This window comes from Pseudoduganella guangdongensis, assembly GCF_009857475.1.
GTDB classification, from domain to species: domain Bacteria; phylum Pseudomonadota; class Gammaproteobacteria; order Burkholderiales; family Burkholderiaceae_D; genus Rugamonas; species Rugamonas guangdongensis.
Genome location: NZ_WWCJ01000001.1, coordinates 442820 through 460678 on the forward strand (window position 1 = coordinate 442820; position 17859 = coordinate 460678).

At 64.8% G+C, this 17859-nt stretch carries 17 protein-coding genes; 13 read left to right on the forward strand and 4 right to left on the reverse strand.

Features of this window, described 5'->3' with window-relative positions:
* Positions 1–4: 4 nt before the first annotated feature.
* From paaB to paaZ, 11 genes are all read left to right on the forward strand, one after another.
* Complete coding sequence (gene paaB / locus GTP41_RS02185) at positions 5–289, forward strand: 1,2-phenylacetyl-CoA epoxidase subunit PaaB (RefSeq protein ID WP_161023892.1); 285 nt, start codon at positions 5–7, stop codon at positions 287–289.
* Between the two features lie 12 nt (positions 290–301).
* Positions 302–1054 (forward strand): 1,2-phenylacetyl-CoA epoxidase subunit PaaC, encoded by a 753-nt coding sequence (gene paaC, locus GTP41_RS02190; RefSeq protein ID WP_161023893.1) that lies wholly within the window; start codon positions 302–304, stop codon positions 1052–1054.
* Positions 1054–1602, forward strand: coding sequence for a 1,2-phenylacetyl-CoA epoxidase subunit PaaD (gene paaD / locus GTP41_RS02195; protein WP_161023894.1), 549 nt, complete (start codon positions 1054–1056; stop codon positions 1600–1602). The genes paaC and paaD overlap by 1 nt, the downstream gene beginning before the upstream one ends.
* 4 nt (positions 1603–1606) lie before the next feature.
* Positions 1607–2683 carry a 1,2-phenylacetyl-CoA epoxidase subunit PaaE gene (gene paaE, locus GTP41_RS02200; RefSeq protein WP_161023895.1) on the forward strand — a complete coding sequence of 359 codons (1077 nt, stop codon included), beginning with the start codon at positions 1607–1609 and terminating at the stop codon, positions 2681–2683.
* Positions 2684–2799: 116 nt separating this feature from the next.
* Positions 2800–3591, forward strand: a complete 792-nt coding sequence (gene paaG / locus GTP41_RS02205) for a 2-(1,2-epoxy-1,2-dihydrophenyl)acetyl-CoA isomerase PaaG (RefSeq protein WP_161023896.1) — start codon at positions 2800–2802, stop codon at positions 3589–3591.
* A 2-nt stretch (positions 3592–3593) separates the two neighbouring features.
* Positions 3594–5150: a 3-hydroxyacyl-CoA dehydrogenase PaaH gene (gene paaH, locus GTP41_RS02210; RefSeq protein ID WP_161023897.1), complete on the forward strand. Its 1557-nt coding sequence runs from the start codon at positions 3594–3596 to the stop codon at positions 5148–5150.
* The gene (gene paaI / locus GTP41_RS02215; RefSeq protein ID WP_161023898.1) at positions 5143–5589 is read left to right on the forward strand and encodes a hydroxyphenylacetyl-CoA thioesterase PaaI; all 447 of its coding nucleotides are present in this window, start codon (positions 5143–5145) and stop codon (positions 5587–5589) included. The genes paaH and paaI overlap by 8 nt, the downstream gene beginning before the upstream one ends.
* A gap of 14 nt (positions 5590–5603) precedes the next feature.
* Positions 5604–6920, forward strand: coding sequence for a phenylacetate--CoA ligase PaaK (gene paaK, locus GTP41_RS02220; protein ID WP_161023899.1), 1317 nt, complete (start codon positions 5604–5606; stop codon positions 6918–6920).
* On the forward strand, positions 6917–8122 hold the full coding sequence (gene pcaF / locus GTP41_RS02225; RefSeq protein WP_161023900.1) for a 3-oxoadipyl-CoA thiolase: 1206 nt from the start codon (positions 6917–6919) through the stop codon (positions 8120–8122). Before paaK ends, pcaF begins: the two co-directional genes overlap by 4 nt.
* A 2-nt stretch (positions 8123–8124) precedes the next feature.
* Positions 8125–8739 carry a phenylacetic acid degradation protein PaaY gene (gene paaY / locus GTP41_RS02230; RefSeq protein WP_161023901.1) on the forward strand — a complete coding sequence of 205 codons (615 nt, stop codon included), beginning with the start codon at positions 8125–8127 and terminating at the stop codon, positions 8737–8739.
* A 13-nt stretch (positions 8740–8752) separates the two neighbouring features.
* On the forward strand, positions 8753–10798 hold the full coding sequence (gene paaZ, locus GTP41_RS02235) for a phenylacetic acid degradation bifunctional protein PaaZ (RefSeq protein WP_161023902.1): 2046 nt from the start codon (positions 8753–8755) through the stop codon (positions 10796–10798).
* A 36-nt stretch (positions 10799–10834) separates the two neighbouring features.
* Here paaZ and GTP41_RS02240 read toward each other — a convergent pair whose 3' ends face one another.
* Positions 10835–11077: a hypothetical protein gene (locus tag GTP41_RS02240; protein ID WP_161023903.1), complete on the reverse strand. Its 243-nt coding sequence runs from the start codon at positions 11075–11077 to the stop codon at positions 10835–10837.
* Positions 11031–11480 (reverse strand): hypothetical protein, encoded by a 450-nt coding sequence (locus tag GTP41_RS02245; protein ID WP_161023904.1) that lies wholly within the window; start codon positions 11478–11480, stop codon positions 11031–11033. Before GTP41_RS02245 ends, GTP41_RS02240 begins: the two co-directional genes overlap by 47 nt.
* A gap of 261 nt (positions 11481–11741) precedes the next feature.
* Here GTP41_RS02245 and GTP41_RS02250 point away from each other — a divergent pair, with 261 nt between their 5' ends.
* Both GTP41_RS02250 and GTP41_RS02255 read left to right on the forward strand, forming a co-directional pair.
* Entirely contained in the window at positions 11742–13058 is a 1317-nt protein-coding gene (locus GTP41_RS02250; protein ID WP_161023905.1) for an Ig-like domain-containing protein, read from the forward strand.
* A gap of 180 nt (positions 13059–13238) precedes the next feature.
* Complete coding sequence (locus GTP41_RS02255; RefSeq protein WP_161023906.1) at positions 13239–13895, forward strand: hypothetical protein; 657 nt, start codon at positions 13239–13241, stop codon at positions 13893–13895.
* Here the strand turns inward: GTP41_RS02255 and GTP41_RS02260 are convergent.
* Both GTP41_RS02260 and GTP41_RS02265 read right to left on the reverse strand, forming a co-directional pair.
* Positions 13892–15118, reverse strand: a complete 1227-nt coding sequence (locus GTP41_RS02260; RefSeq protein WP_161023907.1) for a M24 family metallopeptidase — start codon at positions 15116–15118, stop codon at positions 13892–13894. The genes GTP41_RS02255 and GTP41_RS02260 overlap by 4 nt on opposite strands.
* A 127-nt stretch (positions 15119–15245) precedes the next feature.
* Entirely contained in the window at positions 15246–17777 is a 2532-nt protein-coding gene (locus tag GTP41_RS02265; RefSeq protein ID WP_161023908.1) for a M4 family metallopeptidase, read from the reverse strand.
* Between the last annotated feature and the right edge of the window lie 82 nt (positions 17778–17859).

Consider the following 17859-nt stretch of genomic DNA (forward strand, 5'->3'; position numbering starts at 1 on the left):
CAAGATGAGCAAAGAATGGCCACTGTGGGAAGTGTTCATCCGCAGCCAGCACGGGCTGGCGCACAAGCATGTGGGCAGCCTGCATGCGCCGGATGCGGAGATGGCGATCAACAATGCGCGCGATGTGTACACGCGCCGCAATGAGGGCGTGAGCATCTGGGTGGTGCGCGCGGCCGATATCGTCTCCAGCGCGCCCGGCGACAAGGGCCCGCTGTTCGAGCCTTCCAACAGCAAGGTGTACCGCCACCCGACCTTCTTCCCGATGCCGGAAGAAGTGAAGAACCTGTAAGGCGCGGCTGCGATGGATAACAAGGTCAATTACCTGCTGCGCCTGGGCGATAACGCCATGGTGCTGAGCCAGCGCCTGTGCGAGTTGTGCGGCAAGGGCCCGGCGCTGGAAGAGGATATGGCGCTGTCCAATGTGTCGCTGGACCTGCTTGGCCAGACCCGCATGTGGTACACCTATGCGGCGGAGCTGGAGGGCCAGGGCCGCGATGAGGACAAGCTGGCTTACCTGCGCGATGCGCACGATTTCAAGAATGTGCTGCTGGTGGAGCAGCCGAACGGGAATTATGCGCACACGCTGGTGCGCCAGTTCTTCTTCGATACCTGGCATTACTTCCTGATCGGTTCCCTGACGCGTTCTTCCGATCCACGCATTGCGGAAATCGCGGAGAAGTCGCTGAAGGAGGTGACCTATCACCTGCGCCGCAGCGGCGACCTGATCGTGCGCCTGGGCGACGGCACGGAAACCAGCAAGCGCTTCACCCAGACCGCGGTCGATGAGCTGTGGATGTACACGGGTGAGGTGTTCAATTACGACGCGGTGGACGAGGCCATGGTGGCCGAGGGCGTGGCGCCTGCCAGCGCTGCCCTGCGCGAGCAGTGGCTGTCGCATGTGTCGGATATCCTCGGCGAGGCGACATTGAGCATGCCGCCGTCGGATGCGTGGATGCAGAAAGGCGGCAAGCAAGGCCGCCATAGCGAGCACCTGGGCTACCTGCTGGCCGAGATGCAGTTCCTGCAGCGCGCCTATCCCGGCTCGGAGTGGTAATGGACGCGGGCCGCGTATGGGAGTTGCTGGAGCAGGTTTCCGACCCTGAGATCCCGGTGATTTCGGTGGTGGACCTGGGCATCGTGCGCGATGTGCAGGTGACCGGGCCTTCTTCGTGCGCGGTGACGATTACGCCGACGTATTCCGGCTGCCCGGCCATGCAGGTGATTGCCGATGCGGTGCAGAGCGCCTTGCGCGACGCCGGCATCCGCCAGGTGGACATCATCACGCGCTTGTCGCCGGCGTGGACCACGGACTGGATGAGCACTTCCGGCAAGGCCAAGCTGAAAGGCTACGGCATTGCCCCGCCGGCGCAGAGCGTTATCGATATCAGCGGCTTGCGCTCGCCGCGCACTGCGCCAGCCGCGCCGTTCGACGCGCTGCGTGCCGGTGTGGCGCGCGGCGCGGTGCCGGCGCCGCAAGTCGTTTGCCCGCATTGCGGCTCCAGCCATACCGAGATCACCAGCCAGTTCGGCTCCACTCCGTGCAAGGCGCTGTACAAGTGCCTCGATTGCCGCGAGCCTTTCGACTACTTCAAGTGCCACTGAGACCATGAGCAAATTCTATCCACTGTCCGTCGCCAATGTGCAGCAGGAGACGCGCGACTGCATCGCCGTCACCTTCGCCGTGCCGGCGGAATTGCAGGACAGCTTCAAGTACCAGCAGGGCCAGCACCTGACCCTGCGCGCGACCATCAATGATGAAGACCTGCGCCGTTCGTATTCGATCTGCTCGGCGGTGCAGGACGGCGCGCTGCGCGTGGCGATCAAGCGCACGCCGGGCGGCCAGTTCTCGACCTGGGCCAACGATACGCTGAAGCCCGGCGCCACCATCGAGGTGATGCCGCCGATGGGCCACTTCAATGTGCCGTTGGATGCGGGCAATAGCAAGAATTACCTGGCGTTTGCGTCGGGTAGCGGCATTACGCCTATCCTGTCGATCATCAAGACCACGCTGCTGACGGAGCCGAACAGCCGCTTTACGCTGTTCTATGGGAACCGCGCGTCGTCGTCGGTGATCTTCAAGACGGAGCTGATGGAGCTGAAGGATACCTACCTGGAGCGCTTGAACATCGTGTATGTGATGTCGCGCGAGCAGCAGGATATTGAGCTGTTCAACGGCCGTATCACCAAGGAGAAGACGCAGCAGTTCCTGCAGCATTGGGTGGATATCAAGGACTACGACAATGCCTTCATCTGCGGGCCGGAGGACATGATGCTGGGCGTCTCGGCTGCGCTGCAGGAGGCGGGCATGCCGAAGGCTGCGATCAAGATCGAGCTGTTTGCGGCGAGTATTCCGAAACACCAGCATAAGCCGCGCGCTGCCGTGGCTGAAGCGCCGCACCTGACCGAAGTGACCGTGATCATGGATGGCAATGCCGCTTCGTTCACCATGGAGAAGGACAAGGAGTCGATCCTCGATGCGGGCCTGCGCGCGGGGCTGGATATGCGCTACTCGTGCAAAGGCGGCGTTTGCTCGACCTGCCGCTGCAAGATGGTGGAGGGGAAGGTCGATATGGATGTCAACTACGCGCTGGAAGACTACGAGATCGCGCGTGGGTTCGTATTGAGCTGCCAGGCTTTCCCGGTGACTGATAAAGTGGTCGTCGATTTCGACCAGGCTGAATAAAAACCGGCAAAGCGGTGTCTGACCCGCAGGGTCAGACACCGGACCTGCGAACGCCGCGTACCGGTGTCTGACCCTGCGGGTCAGGCACCGGGTTACCGGTTTAAAAGGAGACAAAATTGACCTACGAGAACATCAAATTCAGCATCGCCGAAGGCATCGCCACCCTGACCCTGAACCGCCCCGATAAGCTGAACAGCTTCACCCAGGCGATGCACCTCGAAGTACGCGAAGCGCTGGCGCAACTGCGCGCCGACAAGTCCGTGCGCGTCCTGCTCCTGACCGGCGCCGGCCGCGGCTTCTGCGCCGGCCAGGACCTGGGCGACCGCGCCGTCGCCCCCGGCGGCGATGCCGTCGACCTCGGCGAATCCGTCGAAAAATTCTACGCCCCCCTGGTGCTCGCCCTGCGCGAACTCCCCATGCCCGTCATCTGCGCCGTGAACGGCGTGGCCGCCGGCGCCGGCGCCAACCTGGCCCTGGCCTGCGACATCGTCCTCGCCGCCAAATCCGCCAGCTTCATCGAAGCCTTCTGCAAACTGGGCCTGATCCCGGACACCGGCGGCACCTGGCACCTGCCGCGCCTGATCGGCCACGCGCGCGCCACCGGCCTCGCCATGCTGGGCGAAAAGCTGTCCGCCGAACGCGCCGAGCAATGGGGCCTGATCTGGAAAGCCGTGCCGGACGAAGAACTGATGAACGAAGCCATGGCCATGGCCAAGCACTTCGCCAGCGCGCCCACCAAGGGCCTGGCGTTCACCAAGCGCGCGCTGCAAGCCAGCTACGGCAACACCCTGGCCGACCAGCTCAAGCTCGAAGGCGAAATGATGCGCGAGCTGGGCTACAGCCACGACTACCGCGAAGGCGTGGACGCCTTCATCAACAAGCGCGCACCAAACTTCAAAGGGGAATAGGCATGACGGCACTGGCGAAAGGCAGCGTCGTTGCCGTCATCGGCAGCGGGGCAATGGGTTCCGGCATTGCGCAGGTGGCGGCGGCGTCCGGCTACACGGTCAAGCTGTTCGACACCCGCGCCGAAGCGGTGGACAAGGCGATCGCCGATATCGGCAAGGTGTATGGCAAGCTGGTTGAAAAAGGCAAGATGAGCGCCGCCGATGCCGATGCCGCGCGCGCCCGCCTGCACGGCGTGGCAGGCCTGGGCGACGTGGCCGATGCCAAGCTGGTGGTCGAAGCCATTGTCGAAAACCTGGACGTCAAGCGCAGCCTGTTCGCCGACCTGGAAGGCATCGTCGGCGACGACGCCATCCTCGCCACCAACACTTCCTCGATCTCCGTCACCGCCATCGCCGCCAAGCTGCGCAAGCCGCAGCGCCTGGTCGGCATGCACTTCTTCAACCCGGTGCCGCTGATGGCGCTGGTGGAGGTGATCAGCGGCCTGGCCACCGACGCCGCCGTGGCGGAAACGGTCTACGACACCTCCATCGCCTGGGGCAAGAACCCTGTGCATGCCAAGTCCACGCCGGGCTTCATTGTCAACCGCGTGGCGCGCCCTTACTACGCGGAGGGCTGGCGCCTGCTGAACGAGCAGGCCGCCGATGCCGCCACCATCGACGCGGTGATGCGCGAAGGCGGCGGCTTCCGCATGGGCCCCTTTGAGCTGATGGACCTGATCGGCCACGACGTGAACCACTCCGTCACCGAATCCGTCTTCCGCGCCTATTACAACGACCCGCGCTTCACGCCATCCGTACTGCAGCAAGAGATGGTGAATGCCGGCTTCCTGGGTCGCAAGACAGGGCGCGGCTTCTACGACTACAGCGAAGGCGCAACCGCGCCGCAGCCGCGCGCCGAAGCGCCGCAGCCGCTGCCGGAATATATCGGCTATAGCTTTGAGCCGGGCGAGCAGCACACCGGCATCGCCACCGCCATCATCGAGCGCCTGAAGGCGCGCGGCGTGGCCGTCACCAAGCGCAATTCGGCCGAAGGACACCGCTCGCACGAGGCGCCGGCCTTCCACTGCAACGGCGCCGCCATCTATCTGACCGACGGCCGCAGTGCCACCCGGCGCGCGCGCGAAGACAAGCACGACGACATGGTGCTGTACGACCTGGTATTCGATTACGGCGCTTCGCCGCGCATCGCCATCAGCTGCTCGGACCAGTGCAGCGAGCGCGCCTTGATCGCCGCCATCGGCATGTTCCAGGCGGCCGGTTTCACCGTAACCCGCCTGGACGACGTACCCGGCCTGGCCGTGATGCGCACCGTCGCCATGCTGGCCAACGAGGCGGCGGATGCCGTCAACCAGGGCGTCTGCAGCGCGCAGGCGGCCGACCTGGCGATGCAGAAGGGCGTCAATTATCCGCGCGGGCCGCTGGCCTGGGCCGACCTGGTGGGCGTGCAGCACATCGTCGCCGTGCTGGAGAACCTGGCCGCGAGCTATGGCGAGGACCGCTACCGCGTGTCGCCGCTGCTGCGCCGCCGCCAGCAAAGCGGGAAGACGATCCATGCATAACCCCAGGATGAATCCACAGGCCCTGGCGGAAGCAGCCGGCGCGGCGATGTTCGCGCGCGACCCCGCCAGTCAGGGCCTGGGTATGAAGTTGGTGGAAATCCGGCCCGGCTATGCGCGTATGAGCATGCCGGTGCGGACCGATATGCTGAACGGGCACCAGACTTGCCACGGCGGCTTTATCTTTGCGTTGGCCGACAGCGCCTTCGCCTTTGCGTGCAACAGCCATAACCACACGACGGTAGGCGCGGGCTGCACGATCGACTACCTGGCCCCCGGGCGGCTGGACGACGTGCTGATGGCGGAGGCGGTGGAACGCACGCTGGCCGGCAAGACCGGCATCTACGATGTCAACGTCACCAACCAGGAGGGCAAGATGATCGCCACCTTCCGTGGCAAATCGCACCGCGTGGCAGGAGAGGTGGTTCCGACGCATAGCTGAAGGAGTGTTTTGTAATGGTTCAACGCATCCCCGCACCAAACGACCTGGAGCCGATCGAGCGCGCCAGCCGCGACGAGCTGCAAGCCTTGCAGCTGGAGCGCCTGAAATGGTCGCTGCAGCACGCTTACGACAATGTTGCGCATTACCGCGAAGCCTTTGACGCCAAAGGCGTGCATCCGAGCGACCTGAAAGCGCTGGCCGACCTGGCCAAATTCCCGTTTACGGGCAAGAAAACCCTGCGCGACAACTATCCTTTCGGCCTGTTCGCCGTGCCGCGCGAGAAGGTGGTACGGGTGCATGCATCCAGCGGCACCACCGGCAAGCCGACGGTGGTCGGCTATACCCAGCGCGACGTCGACATGTGGGCCGATGTGGTGGCGCGCTCCATCCGCGCCGCCGGCGGCCGCGCGGGCGACATGGTGCATATCTCCTATGGCTACGGCCTGTTCACCGGCGGCCTGGGCGCGCACTATGGCGCGGAACGCCTGGGCTGCACCGTGATCCCGATGTCGGGCGGGCAGACCGAAAAGCAGGTGCAGCTGATCCAGGACTTCAAGCCGTCCATCATCATGGTCACGCCGTCCTATATGCTGAACATCGTTGAGGAATTCCAGCGCCAGGGCCTGGACTGCGCCAAATCCTCGCTGCAGGTCGGCATCTTCGGCGCAGAGCCGTGGACCAATGCCATGCGCGCCGAGATCGAACAGCGCGCCGGCATCGACGCGGTCGATATCTACGGCCTGTCGGAAGTGATCGGGCCGGGCGTCGCCAGCGAGTGCATTGAATCGAAAGATGGCCCGGTGATCTGGGAAGACCATTTCTACCCGGAGATCATCGACCCCGAAACCGGCGAGGTGCTGCCCGACGGCGAGGAGGGCGAGCTGGTGTTCACTTCGCTCAGCAAGGAAGCCATGCCCGTGATCCGCTACCGCACGAGCGACCTCACGCGCCTGCTGCCGCCGACCTCGCGCTCAATGCGCCGCATCGGCAAGATCACCGGCCGCTCCGACGATATGCTGATCATCCGCGGCGTGAACGTCTTCCCGACCCAGATCGAGGAGCAGATCTGCAAATTGCCCAAGCTCGAACCGCAATACCAGCTGGTGGTGACTCGCGACGGCCACCTGGACAAGCTGGAAGTGCTGGTGGAGCTGCGCGCCGGCCTGGCGCGCGCCGACGCCAGCGACGTGGCGCGCGAACTGGAGCAGCGCATCAAGACCAATGTCGGCGTGAGCACGACCGTCACCCTGCTGGGTGTCGGCGGCATCGAGCGCACCGCGACCGGCAAAGCCAAACGTGTAGTAGACAAACGACCTAAGGAACAGAAATGATTGAAGCATTCATCTGCGACGCCGTGCGCACCCCCTTCGGCCGCTACGGCGGCGCCCTGGCCGGCGTACGTGCCGACGACCTGGCGGCGATCCCGATCGCGGCCCTGATGGCGCGCAACCCGTCGGTGGACTGGAAGCAGGTGGACGACGTCTACTACGGCTGCGCCAACGGCGCCGGCGAAGACAACCGCAACGTGGGCCGCATGGCGGGCCTGCTGGCCGGCCTGCCGGTGGAAGTGCCGGGCACCACCATCAACCGCCTGTGCGGCTCCTCGCTGGATGCGGTGGGCATGGCGGCGCGCGCCATCAAGGCCGGCGAAGTGCAACTGGTGATCGCCGGCGGCGTGGAGAGCATGACCCGCGCGCCTTTCGTGATGGGCAAGGCCGACAGCGCCTTCTCGCGTGCCGCCAAGATCGAAGACACCACCATCGGCTGGCGCTTCGTCAACCCGTTGATGAAGGCGCAGTACGGCATCGACTCCATGCCGGAGACGGCGGAGAACGTGGCCGAGCAATGGTCCGTGGCGCGCGCCGACCAGGACGCCTTCGCCATCCGCAGCCAGCAGCGCTGGGCCGCCGCCCATGCGGCCGGCTTCTTCAAGGGCGAGATCGTGCCGGTCACCATCCCGCAGAAGAAAGGCGAGGCGAAAGTCGTCGACACCGACGAGCATCCGCGCCCGGACACCACGATCGAGGCGCTGGCCAAGCTGAAAGGCGTGGTCAAGCCGGACGGCTCGGTCACCGCCGGCAATGCCTCCGGCGTCAACGACGGCGCCTGTGCGCTGCTGCTGGCGTCCGCCGCCGCCGTGGACAAGTTCGGCCTGAAGCCGCGCGCCAAGGTGCTGGGCATGGCCACCGCCGGCCTGGCGCCGCGCATCATGGGCTTTGGCCCGTCGCCCGCCAGCAAGAAGCTGCTGGCGCAACTGGGCCTGAGCATTGAACAGATGGACGTGATCGAGCTGAATGAAGCCTTCGCCGCGCAGGGCCTGGCGGTCACGCGCGACCTCGGCCTGGCCGACGACGACGCCCGCGTGAACCCGAACGGCGGCGCCATCGCCATCGGCCACCCGCTCGGCGCCTCCGGCGCGCGCCTGGTAACGACCGCGCTGAACCAGCTGGAGCGCACCGGCGGCCGCTATGCGCTGTGCACCATGTGCATCGGCGTCGGCCAGGGCATCGCGCTCGTGATCGAACGGGTCTGAGCATGCCGTGCTACGAGATTAACGGCGTGCGCCCGGTGGTCCATCCCACCGCCTACGTGCACCCGACCGCCGTGCTGATCGGCGACGTGATCGTCGGCCCGCGCTGCTATGTCGCGCCGCTGGCATCGCTGCGCGGCGACTTTGGCCGCCTGATCCTGGAGGAGGGCGCCAATGTGCAGGACACCTGCGTGATGCACGGCTTCCCGGGCGGCGACACTGTCGTGGAGCAGGACGGCCATATCGGGCACGGCGCCGTGCTGCACGGCTGCCGCATCGGCCGCAATGCGCTGGTCGGCATGAACGCCGTGGTGATGGACAACGCCGTGGTCGGCGCGGAGAGCATCATCGGCGCCACGGCGTTCGTCAAAGCGGGCATGCAGATCCCGCCGCGCAGCATGGTGGTCGGCGCCCCGGCGCGCATCCTGCGCGAGGTGACGGAGACGGAACTGAAATGGAAAGGCTCGGGCACCCACCAGTACCACGAGCTGGCGGTGCGTTCGGCGCAGACCATGCGCGAATGCCAGCCGGACAGCGCGGCGGCGCCCGACCGCCCACGCATGGAGTGGGACAGCTCGCTGCCCATGCACCTGCACAAGCAAGCATTCGAGAATAAATAACGGAGACTACGAAATGGTACACACCCTGCAAAGCTTCATCGGCGGCCGCTGGCAAGGCAAGGAAGCCGCGACCGCGCTGCACAGCGCCCTGGACAACCGCGTCATCTACCACACCCACGCGGAGCAAATCGACTTCGCCGAAGCCGTCCACTACGGCCGCAAGACCGGCATCCCGGCGCTGATGAAGCTGGACTTCCAGACCCGCGCCCAGCGCCTGAAAGCACTGGCGACCTACCTGATGGAGCGCAAGGAAGAGCTGTACGCGATTTCGCACCTGACCGGCGCCACCCGCCCGGACAGCTGGGTCGACGTGGAGGGCGGTATCGGTACCCTGTTCGCCTACGCCAGCATGGGCAGCCGCGAGCTGCCGTCGTCCAACGTGCTGCACGAAGGCCCGGCCATGGCGCTGGGCAAGCGCGGCGGCTTCTCCGGCACCCACATCCTGGTGCCGCGTGGCGGCATTGCTGTGCATATCAATGCTTTCAACTTCCCGATCTGGGGCCTGCTGGAGAAATTCGCGCCGTCCTTCCTGGCAGCCATGCCGTGCATCGGCAAGCCGGCCAGCGCCACCTCCTACCTGACCGAAGCCCTGATCCGCATGATCAATGAATCCGGCCTGCTGCCGGAAGGCGCGTTGCAGCTGGTCATCGGCAGCACCGGCGACCTGCTGGACCGCCTGGGCGGCGCCGACGCGGTGACCTTCACCGGTTCCGCCGACACGGCCGCCAAGCTGCGCGCCAACCGCAACCTGATCGCCAATTCGGTGCCGTTCACCGCCGAGGCGGATTCGCTGAACTGCGCCATCCTGGCGCCGGATGTGACCCCGGACGATCCCGAGTTCGACCTGTTCGTGAAAGAAGTACAGCGCGAAATGACCACCAAGGCCGGCCAGAAATGTACCGCCGTGCGCCGCATCATCGTGCCGCGCCAGCATGCCGACGCGGTGGCCGATAAGCTGCGCGAGCGCCTGGCCAAGGTGGTGGTGGGCGATCCATCGGTGGAAGGCGTACGCATGGGCGCGCTGGCCTCCAAGGACCAGCAGCGAGACGTCGCCGAGCGTGTGGCGCAACTGGCGCAGGGCAACGAGATCCTGTTCGGCGGCGCGGGCGCGCTGAAGCTGGTGGGCGAGGGCGTGGAAAACGGTTCCTTCTTCGCACCGACCCTGCTGCTGTGCCGTAATGCCTTGAGCAACGACGCGGTGCACGATGTGGAGGCCTTCGGCCCGGTCAGTACCATGATGACCTACGACGGCATCGACGAAGCGCTGGAACTGGCGGCGCGCGGCAAAGGCTCGCTGGTGTCGTCGCTGATCACCAAAGACCCCGCCATCGCCGCCTACGCCGTGCCGATCGCCGCCGCCTCGCACGGCCGCGTGCACGTGCTGGACCGCGAATCCTCGGTTGACTCCACCGGCCACGGTTCGCCGCTGCCGCAGCTGAAACACGGCGGCCCGGGCCGCGCCGGCGGCGGCGAAGAACTGGGTGGCATCCGCGCCGTGCGCCACTTCCTGCAACGCGCCGCAGTGCAAGGCTCGCCGACCATGCTGTCCGCCATCACCGGCGAATACGTGCGCGGTGGCGCCGTGCGCGAAAGCGATGTGCATCCGTTCCGCAAGTGCTTTGAAGACCTGCAGATGGGCGATTCCCTGCTGACCCACCGCCGCACCGTGAGCGAAGCCGACATCGTCAACTTCGGCGGCATCTCGGGCGACTACTTCTACATGCACTTCGATGAGATCGCAGCCAAAGACACCCAGTTCGGCAAGCGCATCGCGCACGGCTACTTCGTGCTGTCTGCCGCTGCGGGCCTGTTCGTATCGCCGGCGCCCGGCCCGGTACTGGCCAACTATGGCCTGGACAACCTGCGCTTCATCACCCCGGTGGCAATCGGCGACACCATCCGCGCGCGCCTGACCTGCAAGCGTAAGGTCGACCGCAACCGCACCGACGACCAGGGCCGCGGCCAGGGCGTCGTCGCGTGGGACGTACAGGTGACCAACCAGAACGACGAACTGGTGGCCAGCTACGACATCCTGACGCTGGTCTCCAAGCGCGCCTGACGGCGCTGCTTGTGGCGCGCATCCTGGCCGCCGCTGTTAAGCGGCCGCCAGGATGTAGATCGCGCCGGCAAAGCCAAGCACGATCAGGGCTGCGGCCGTCCATTTGATCTTGTAATGGCGCGCGTGGCAGCGCTGGCACACCCGCATCTTCGCGCCGCCGCCGCTGGCCAGCGGCAGCTCTTCGTAGGTATTCCACTTGATTTCGGCGGCGCACAGCGCGCACGCGCCGCGTTCATTGCGGCGCGATCCGCGCCACTGGCGCAAGCGGTCCGCGACCATGGCGGCCACCAGCAGGAAGCTGATTAACAGGATCAGGATTTTCATTGTGCGGCGACTGTATCACAAGCCAGCGCGCGACCGTCCCGGCAGCCAGGCCGGATAGCACCAGCCATGGCAGCAGACCGAAGAAGTGCGCGGGCCGGTGGATTGCCGCCAGCAGCGGCGCATACAGCAGCGTCGTCGCCGCGCCGCCGCCCACGAAATAGCGCCAGCTGCGGATGCCGCGCCAGTTGGCATAGGCGATGCCAGCCGCATACGGCAGCAAGGCTGCCACAAAGGCCAGGATCCACGCCAGCACCAGCGTGGCAGGCGTAAAGCGCGGCAACACGAAGACCAGCGCTGCGATGGTGACGGCGGCCAGGTAGGCGCACAAGGCGCGCGGGAGGGAGATGTAGTTGTCCATGGCCGCCACGATAGCGGCCCATTGTGCGCCCGGTATGAAACCATTGTGAAGCTGGAAATCGTGCGCAAAAGTGATTTCATGTAGGCGTTGTAGACCGACATTCAGTCCGTTGATTTGACCGATTTCCGCTGGCTATACTGGTCAATCGCACTTAACTACAACGAGGGGATGAATATGGGTGGGATCAGGTCGCTGGGCTTGGGAATGCTGTTGTGTATTGGCTTGGTTGCCTGCGGCGGCGGGGGCGGAGGACCGGCTGTCGTGGCGACAATTGCAGTCGTCAGCGGTAGTGGTCAAAGCGCGCCCGCAGGCAGCAAGCCGGGGCAAGCGATTGTGCTGGTTCTGCAGGATAGCAGCGGTGGCGCGGTAGGCAATGCCACTGCCACAGCCAGTGTCGCCAGCGGCGGCGGCTCGCTTGGTACCACCAGTTACACCAGCGACAGCAGCGGCAAGATCAGCATCTCTGACTGGACCTTGGGCAAGACGGCGGGCGACCAGTCGCTGGCCGTGACGTCAGGAACCGCCAGCGTTACCGTGACGGCGCGCGCCGTGGCGGGCGCACCCGCGAAGTTGGTTGCATTGGCCGACAATGTAGCGAGCGCCAATATCGGCACTACAGTTGCCGCGCCTGGCGTGACGGTTACCGATGCAAACAATAACCCGGTCGCTGGCGCCAATGTCAGCTTTGCACTGGCGGCCAACCATGGCAGCCTGGCCGGCGCCACGGCGGTCACCAACGCCGCCGGCGTGGCGCGCGTTCCGGGATGGACGCTGGGCCCTTTGGTCGGCACGCAGAAGCTGGTCGCCAGCCTGGGCAGCCTGTCGCTGGACATCCCGGTTAATGCGCTGCTGGCAGCAGGCTGCGTGAAGCAGCCGGCTGCCGTGGGCCTGGCGGTGAACGGCAGCTGGTCTGCCGATGATTGCCTGGATTCCGCACTGGACAAGCGTTACGACGAATACACCCTGAAGCTGGCCAACCCGACCGGTTTCAAAGCCATCCTGAACGGTCCGGACGGCCGCCAGTTGCGCGTGTTCACGGCGGCGGGCCGGGTGGTGGGCGAGATGCCGAGCGACCCGTTTGCACCTGCCAACGTCAATCCATTGACCCTGCAGTACACCCTGCCGGCCGGCGATTACCTGCTGCGCGTGTATGCGCCGGATAGCGCCACTACGGGCGCTTACACGCTGAACCTGTCCAGCGATTTCTCCAACGCCATCACCGACGCCACCTATTGCAGCCCGGTGATCTTCGCGACTTACGGCTCCATCGTCACCCAGGCTTTGACCAAGGCGACCAGCTGCTCCTTCATGGGCGATATCGAGGACCGCTACATCCTGCTGATGGAAACCGGCGAAAGCGTGGAGATCAACCTCGAGTCGGCCAAGATTGCGCCATACCTGATCCTGCGCGACGACCGCACGCCGACCAGTCCGGCCGTGGCGACCAAGCGCCTGACGGCGCCCGGCAAGGCCACCGTGAACTACACGGCAACCTTCAGCGGTTTCCACGAGATCATCGTCACCTCCAACACCTTCGTGGAAGAAGGTGCTTACACGGTAACGATCATCAAGCGCTAAGCATTCAGGCCTGCAGGCCGAACGGATCGTCGATGGAGTGGGACGGCTGGGTGAACCAGCGCGGTCCCTCTTACTTTGCCTGCGCCAGCCAGGGAATAACGACAATGTGAGTTTGTGTGATTTTTTGCATGGTATCGAGCCAGTATGATGCGGGTCCCCAAACATTATAAATTTGCCGGTATGAAGAAAATTGCATTTGCAGTCGCTGTGGCAGCCCTGTTTTCCGGCTGCGCCACCATCCAGAACATCCCAATGGATCCAGCCTACAGCATGGCGCTCAAGGGCCAGAGCGTCGTCGTGACGGCACGCGCGGAAAAACCATCGTTCAGCGCGATGACCGCCGGTAAAGCTGCTTTTGCGCTGGTTGGCGCAGCGCTGATGATCAAGGAAGGTAACGCCATCATCAACGACAATGACGTGCCTGATCCGGCGGTGGCAATCCGTGACGCACTGGCCAAACACCTGGCGGAAACCCGGAATATGAGCGTGGCGCCCGCATTGAACGTGAACACCGACGATGCGCAGCAACTGGTCGCTGCCGCCAATGGTTCGGCCAAGTATGTACTGGATGTGCAGACCACGGGCTGGATGTTCGCCTATTTCCCGACCGACTGGACGCATTATCGCGTGATGCACGGCGCCCAGGCGCGCCTGATCGATGTCGACAGCAAGAAAGTCATTGCCGCCGGTTCGTGCGCGCGCATGCCTGAATCGAACACTAATGCTCCGACCTACGATGAACTGGTCAACAACAAGGCGGCAGGCCTGAAAAAAGAGCTGGCGATTGCGACCGAAGAGTGCATCGCCACCCTGAAGAAAAGCATGCTGGCTAGTTAAAGCCCGAACGGATCGTCGATGGAGTGGGACGGCTGGGTGAACCAGCGCGGTCCCTCTTCCGACATGTAGAAGTGGTCCTCGTGGCGCACGCCGAATTCGCCCGGCACCACGATCATCGGCTCGTTGGAGAAGGTCATGCCCACTTCCAGAGGGGTCTTGTCGCCGCCCACCAGGTAAGGCCACTCGTGGATATCCAGGCCGATGCCGTGGCCGGTGCGGTGCGGCAGGCCTGGCAGCTTGTATTCCGGGCCAAAGCCGGCCGCCTGCAATGAGCGGCGCGCGGCCATATCCACTTCCTCGCACGGTACGCCCAGCTGGGCCGCTTCGAAAGCGGCCAGTTGCGCCGCTTTTTCCGCATTCCACACGGCGCGCTGGCGCTCGCTCGGCTCGCCGTACACATAGGTGCGGGTGATGTCGGAGATGTAGTTGTGCAGCTTGCAGCCGGTGTCGATCAGCACCGTGTCGCCTTGCTTCAGCGTTTGCACATAGCTCACCCCGTGCGGGAAGGAGCTGGCCACGCCGAACAGCACGATCACGAAGTAGGAACCAGCCGGCGCGCCCACCTTGCGGTGCGCCTTGTCGATGAACTCCGCCACTTCGGTGGTGGTGATGCCTTCGCGCAGGATGCTGGCGGTGGCGATGTGCACGGCCAGCGTCATGTCCTTGGCGCGCTGCATGAGGGCGATTTCCGCCTTCGATTTGCGGGTACGGCAGTGCGCGGTCACCGGCTTGGCGTTCTCCAGCGCATAGCCTTCGGCCAGCGGACGGATGCCGTCGAAAATGAAGAAGGCGGCGCTTTCGTCGATGCCGATGCGCGGCGCCTGCGCGCTGTTGGGCGCGATGCCCATTTTCTTCAGCACGGCGATGAACAGGGCGAACGGGCTTTCATGCTCGTGCCAGCAGTTGACGGCGCCTTCCACCAGCATGAAGTCTTTCAGCGTGTCTTCCTCGAAGGCGGGGGCGATGTATTCCACGGCGCCGCTGGCCGGCAGGATAGCACCCACCATGCGTTCGCTCGGATACCACTTGGTGCCGGTGAAGTAGAGCAGGCTGGAGCCGGCGTTCAGGTAGATGGCGGCAATGCCGTGCTGGCGCATATAGGTTTGCGCCCTGGCGATGCGGGCCAGGTGTTCTTCCTTCTTGATTGGCGCGGCGCCCGCTGTCATGTCCGACAGGGTTGCCAGTGCCTCTTCCATTGTCTTGCCGCCAATACCTACGCCCATACCGCCTCCTTATAAAACAAGGGGGCAATCATAGCACCGCAGGGACGTAAAAAAGCCGGTTATGCAGCTATCGTATTGGAGGATGACGATAGCCGCATATCCGGCGCGGAGTAAAACTTACTAAAGCTTATTGCACTTGCAGGCTGACCTTATCGACCACGAAGGAAGTCTGCAGGGACGAGTCTTCCGTCATGTTGAAGTGCAGGCGCACGGTCTGGCCTTTGTACGGCAGCAGGTTGAAGCTGCGGATCTGGTAGCCGCTGGCCGGCATGGTGTTGTTGTAGGTTGCCAGGGTCCCCAGGGTGGTGCCGGCGGTGTTCTTCACGGTGACCACCAGCTTGTCGTACACGGTGCTGCCGGTTTCGGCCGTGTCGATGTGCAGCGCGAACGAGAAGTTGGCCGAAGTCGCGGTGGATGGGATGGACACGGTCTGGTACAGCGTTTCGGTGGCGGTGCTGCCATTGCCGCCCAGCCAGGCGAAGCGCGTGCCTTCATACGCGGTCTGGCCGCTGTAGTTGCCGATCACGCCGGTGCTGCCGGCCCATGGCGAGGTGCCCGACTCGAAGCCGCCGTTCACCACCAGCTCGTTCTGAGGCGTGCTGCCCACGGTCAGGGTGGCGTTGTTGGAAGTGGCGGTCTTCACCGGCGAGGAAGAGTCGCTGACTACGGCGTTGAAGACGGCGCCGTTGTCCGCCGCCTGCGCGGTGAAGGAGTAGGTGGCCGAGGTGGCGCCGCTGACCTGGCTGCCGTTGCGGTACCACTTGTAGCTGTAAGGCGCGGTGCCGCCCGATGCGGCCACGCTGAACGAGGCGGTGCCGCCGGCTGCCACGGTCACGTTGTTTGGCTGGGTGGTGATCGACACGCCGCCGCTGCTGCCGCCTTCATCGACGTCGGTGCCGACGTTGATCGCAGCGTAAGCGCGCTTGACGGCGGTCGCTTCGGCGCTGCCTACGCCGTACAGCTGCTCGGCCGCTTCCAGTACCTTGGCGCGCGCGGTGGCGTAGTTGGTGGACGAGGTGAACTTGGTGGTGGCGGCCTTGAACCAGATGCGGAAGGCCTTGTCGGTGCCGATACCGGTCATCGCCAGCGGCTGTTTGTTCAGGTAGGAGCTGTACATCTCGCTCGACGAGGACGAGTTGGAGCCCTTGGACAGGAAGTAGAACATGCGGTTGTTCGGACCAGAGGAGTAGTGCACGTTCAGGCCGCCCAGGGTGCTGCTCCAGGCATCCTTGGATTTACCGTCCTTGGAAGGCTTCCACATCCAGCGCAGCGGGTTGCCGCTGCGGCCGATTTCCTTGCCCATCATCCAATCGTTGCCGGTAGCAGGGATGGTGGTGCCGGTGCCGCCGGCGCGGGCGTAGGCTTCCACCACTTCGCCCAGGATGTCCGAGTTCGATTCGTTCAGGCCGCCCGATTCGCCGGAGTAGGTCAGGTTGGAGGTGGCGTCGATCACGCCGTGGCCCATTTCGTGGCCGATCACGTCGATCGAGCCCAGGTTGTAGAACATGGTGCCGCCGTCGCCGATGTACATGCACTTACAGCCCGGATCGAAGAAGGCGTTGTCGTAGTTGTTGTCGACGTGGACCGCGATGTAGGTGGCGGTGTTGTTGCCGTCCAGCGAAGACCAGCCCAGCACGTTCTTCATCGTGTCGTAGGTGTTCATCAGGCCCCACAGCGCATTCACCGCGGCGGTCTGGCCGTTGGCGTTGGTGGTGCTGCCGCCGCTGATGTACTGCTGGCCATCGCCCCAGGTGTTGGTGCTGTTGGTGTAGATCTGGCCCGGGGTCGGGTTCGATTCAGGCGCGTGGTTGGCGTTGGTGATGGCCATGCCGCCGAACTGGCCGCCGGTGCCGCGCGTCGAGTCCAGCATGCGGTAGGTGGAGCCGGACAGCGAGGTGCTGATCGGCACTTGGCCGTTGTACTGGCTGTTGCCGGTGCCGACCACGGTTTGCAGCGCGTCCCACTGCTGGATCACGGCGCCGGTGGTGGCGTTGATCACGGTGTCGCGATAGACCGGTTTTTTGTCCTTCGACATGCGGGTTTTGACCAGGTAGGCCAGCTCGTAGCGGTCCACCACTTCTTCCAGGTCGAGCGCATTCAGCTTGCTTTCCGGCTTGTTGGCCGCTTCCTTGGTGCGCACGCTTTTCACCACCGGCCAGATCAGCAGTTCCGCCTCCGGCTTCCAGCGATGCACGCCGCCGCTGGCGCCGGCGCGCGAGGTGGCGATGCGGATTGCTTCTTCCGCGTTGAAGGCCGGCGTGGTGTCCGGCGCGCCTTTACCTGCGGCCTTAGCGGCGCGCGAGGCGTCCAGGCCGTTGCGGCGGTCGGAGGCCGATTCGCTGACGATGTCGCCGTTTTCGTCGGTGACCACCACCGACTCCGAGCCGAACACGCGCAGGCCCTGGAAGGTGTGGGCGGCGCGCGCGATGCGCTGGCCGTTGGCGCCAGGGTGCTGGTCGCGCAGCGCGTAACCGTGCTCGCTATCCAGGCCGGCGGAGGCGCGGCGGGCGTCCAGGCGGGCCGCCAGGCCGGCCTTGGCTTCAACGCTCATCGGCTGCGCTGGCGCGGCCATCAGGGTGTCCGGCAGCGCACCGGCGAAGGCGGGGGCGAAGGGCAGGGCGGCAATGGCTGCGGCCAGCAGGCTTTTGCGAAGTTTCATCGGCTCTCCTTGAGCTGTGTGGGGTGGATTGGAGAGCGGAAGTTATGCCTCTTTTTTGGGCAAGTCAAAAAACTTATGAAAA

Coding starts and splice junctions, on each gene's coding strand:
- paaE (WP_161023895.1), top strand. CDS start 1,607: ATGAGCAAATTCTATCCACTGTCCGTCGCCAATGTGCAGCAGGAGACG.
- GTP41_RS02255 (WP_161023906.1), top strand. CDS start 13,239: ATGAAGAAAATTGCATTTGCAGTCGCTGTGGCAGCCCTGTTTTCCGGC.
- paaH (WP_161023897.1), top strand. CDS start 3,594: ATGACGGCACTGGCGAAAGGCAGCGTCGTTGCCGTCATCGGCAGCGGG.
- paaY (WP_161023901.1), top strand. CDS start 8,125: ATGCCGTGCTACGAGATTAACGGCGTGCGCCCGGTGGTCCATCCCACC.
- paaB (WP_161023892.1), top strand. CDS start 5: ATGAGCAAAGAATGGCCACTGTGGGAAGTGTTCATCCGCAGCCAGCAC.
- pcaF (WP_161023900.1), top strand. CDS start 6,917: ATGATTGAAGCATTCATCTGCGACGCCGTGCGCACCCCCTTCGGCCGC.
- GTP41_RS02245 (WP_161023904.1), bottom strand. CDS start 11,480: ATGGACAACTACATCTCCCTCCCGCGCGCCTTGTGCGCCTACCTGGCC.
- paaK (WP_161023899.1), top strand. CDS start 5,604: ATGGTTCAACGCATCCCCGCACCAAACGACCTGGAGCCGATCGAGCGC.
- GTP41_RS02240 (WP_161023903.1), bottom strand. CDS start 11,077: ATGGTCGCGGACCGCTTGCGCCAGTGGCGCGGATCGCGCCGCAATGAA.
- paaD (WP_161023894.1), top strand. CDS start 1,054: ATGGACGCGGGCCGCGTATGGGAGTTGCTGGAGCAGGTTTCCGACCCT.
- paaC (WP_161023893.1), top strand. CDS start 302: ATGGATAACAAGGTCAATTACCTGCTGCGCCTGGGCGATAACGCCATG.
- GTP41_RS02260 (WP_161023907.1), bottom strand. CDS start 15,118: ATGGGCGTAGGTATTGGCGGCAAGACAATGGAAGAGGCACTGGCAACC.
- GTP41_RS02265 (WP_161023908.1), bottom strand. CDS start 17,777: ATGAAACTTCGCAAAAGCCTGCTGGCCGCAGCCATTGCCGCCCTGCCC.
- paaI (WP_161023898.1), top strand. CDS start 5,143: ATGCATAACCCCAGGATGAATCCACAGGCCCTGGCGGAAGCAGCCGGC.
- paaZ (WP_161023902.1), top strand. CDS start 8,753: ATGGTACACACCCTGCAAAGCTTCATCGGCGGCCGCTGGCAAGGCAAG.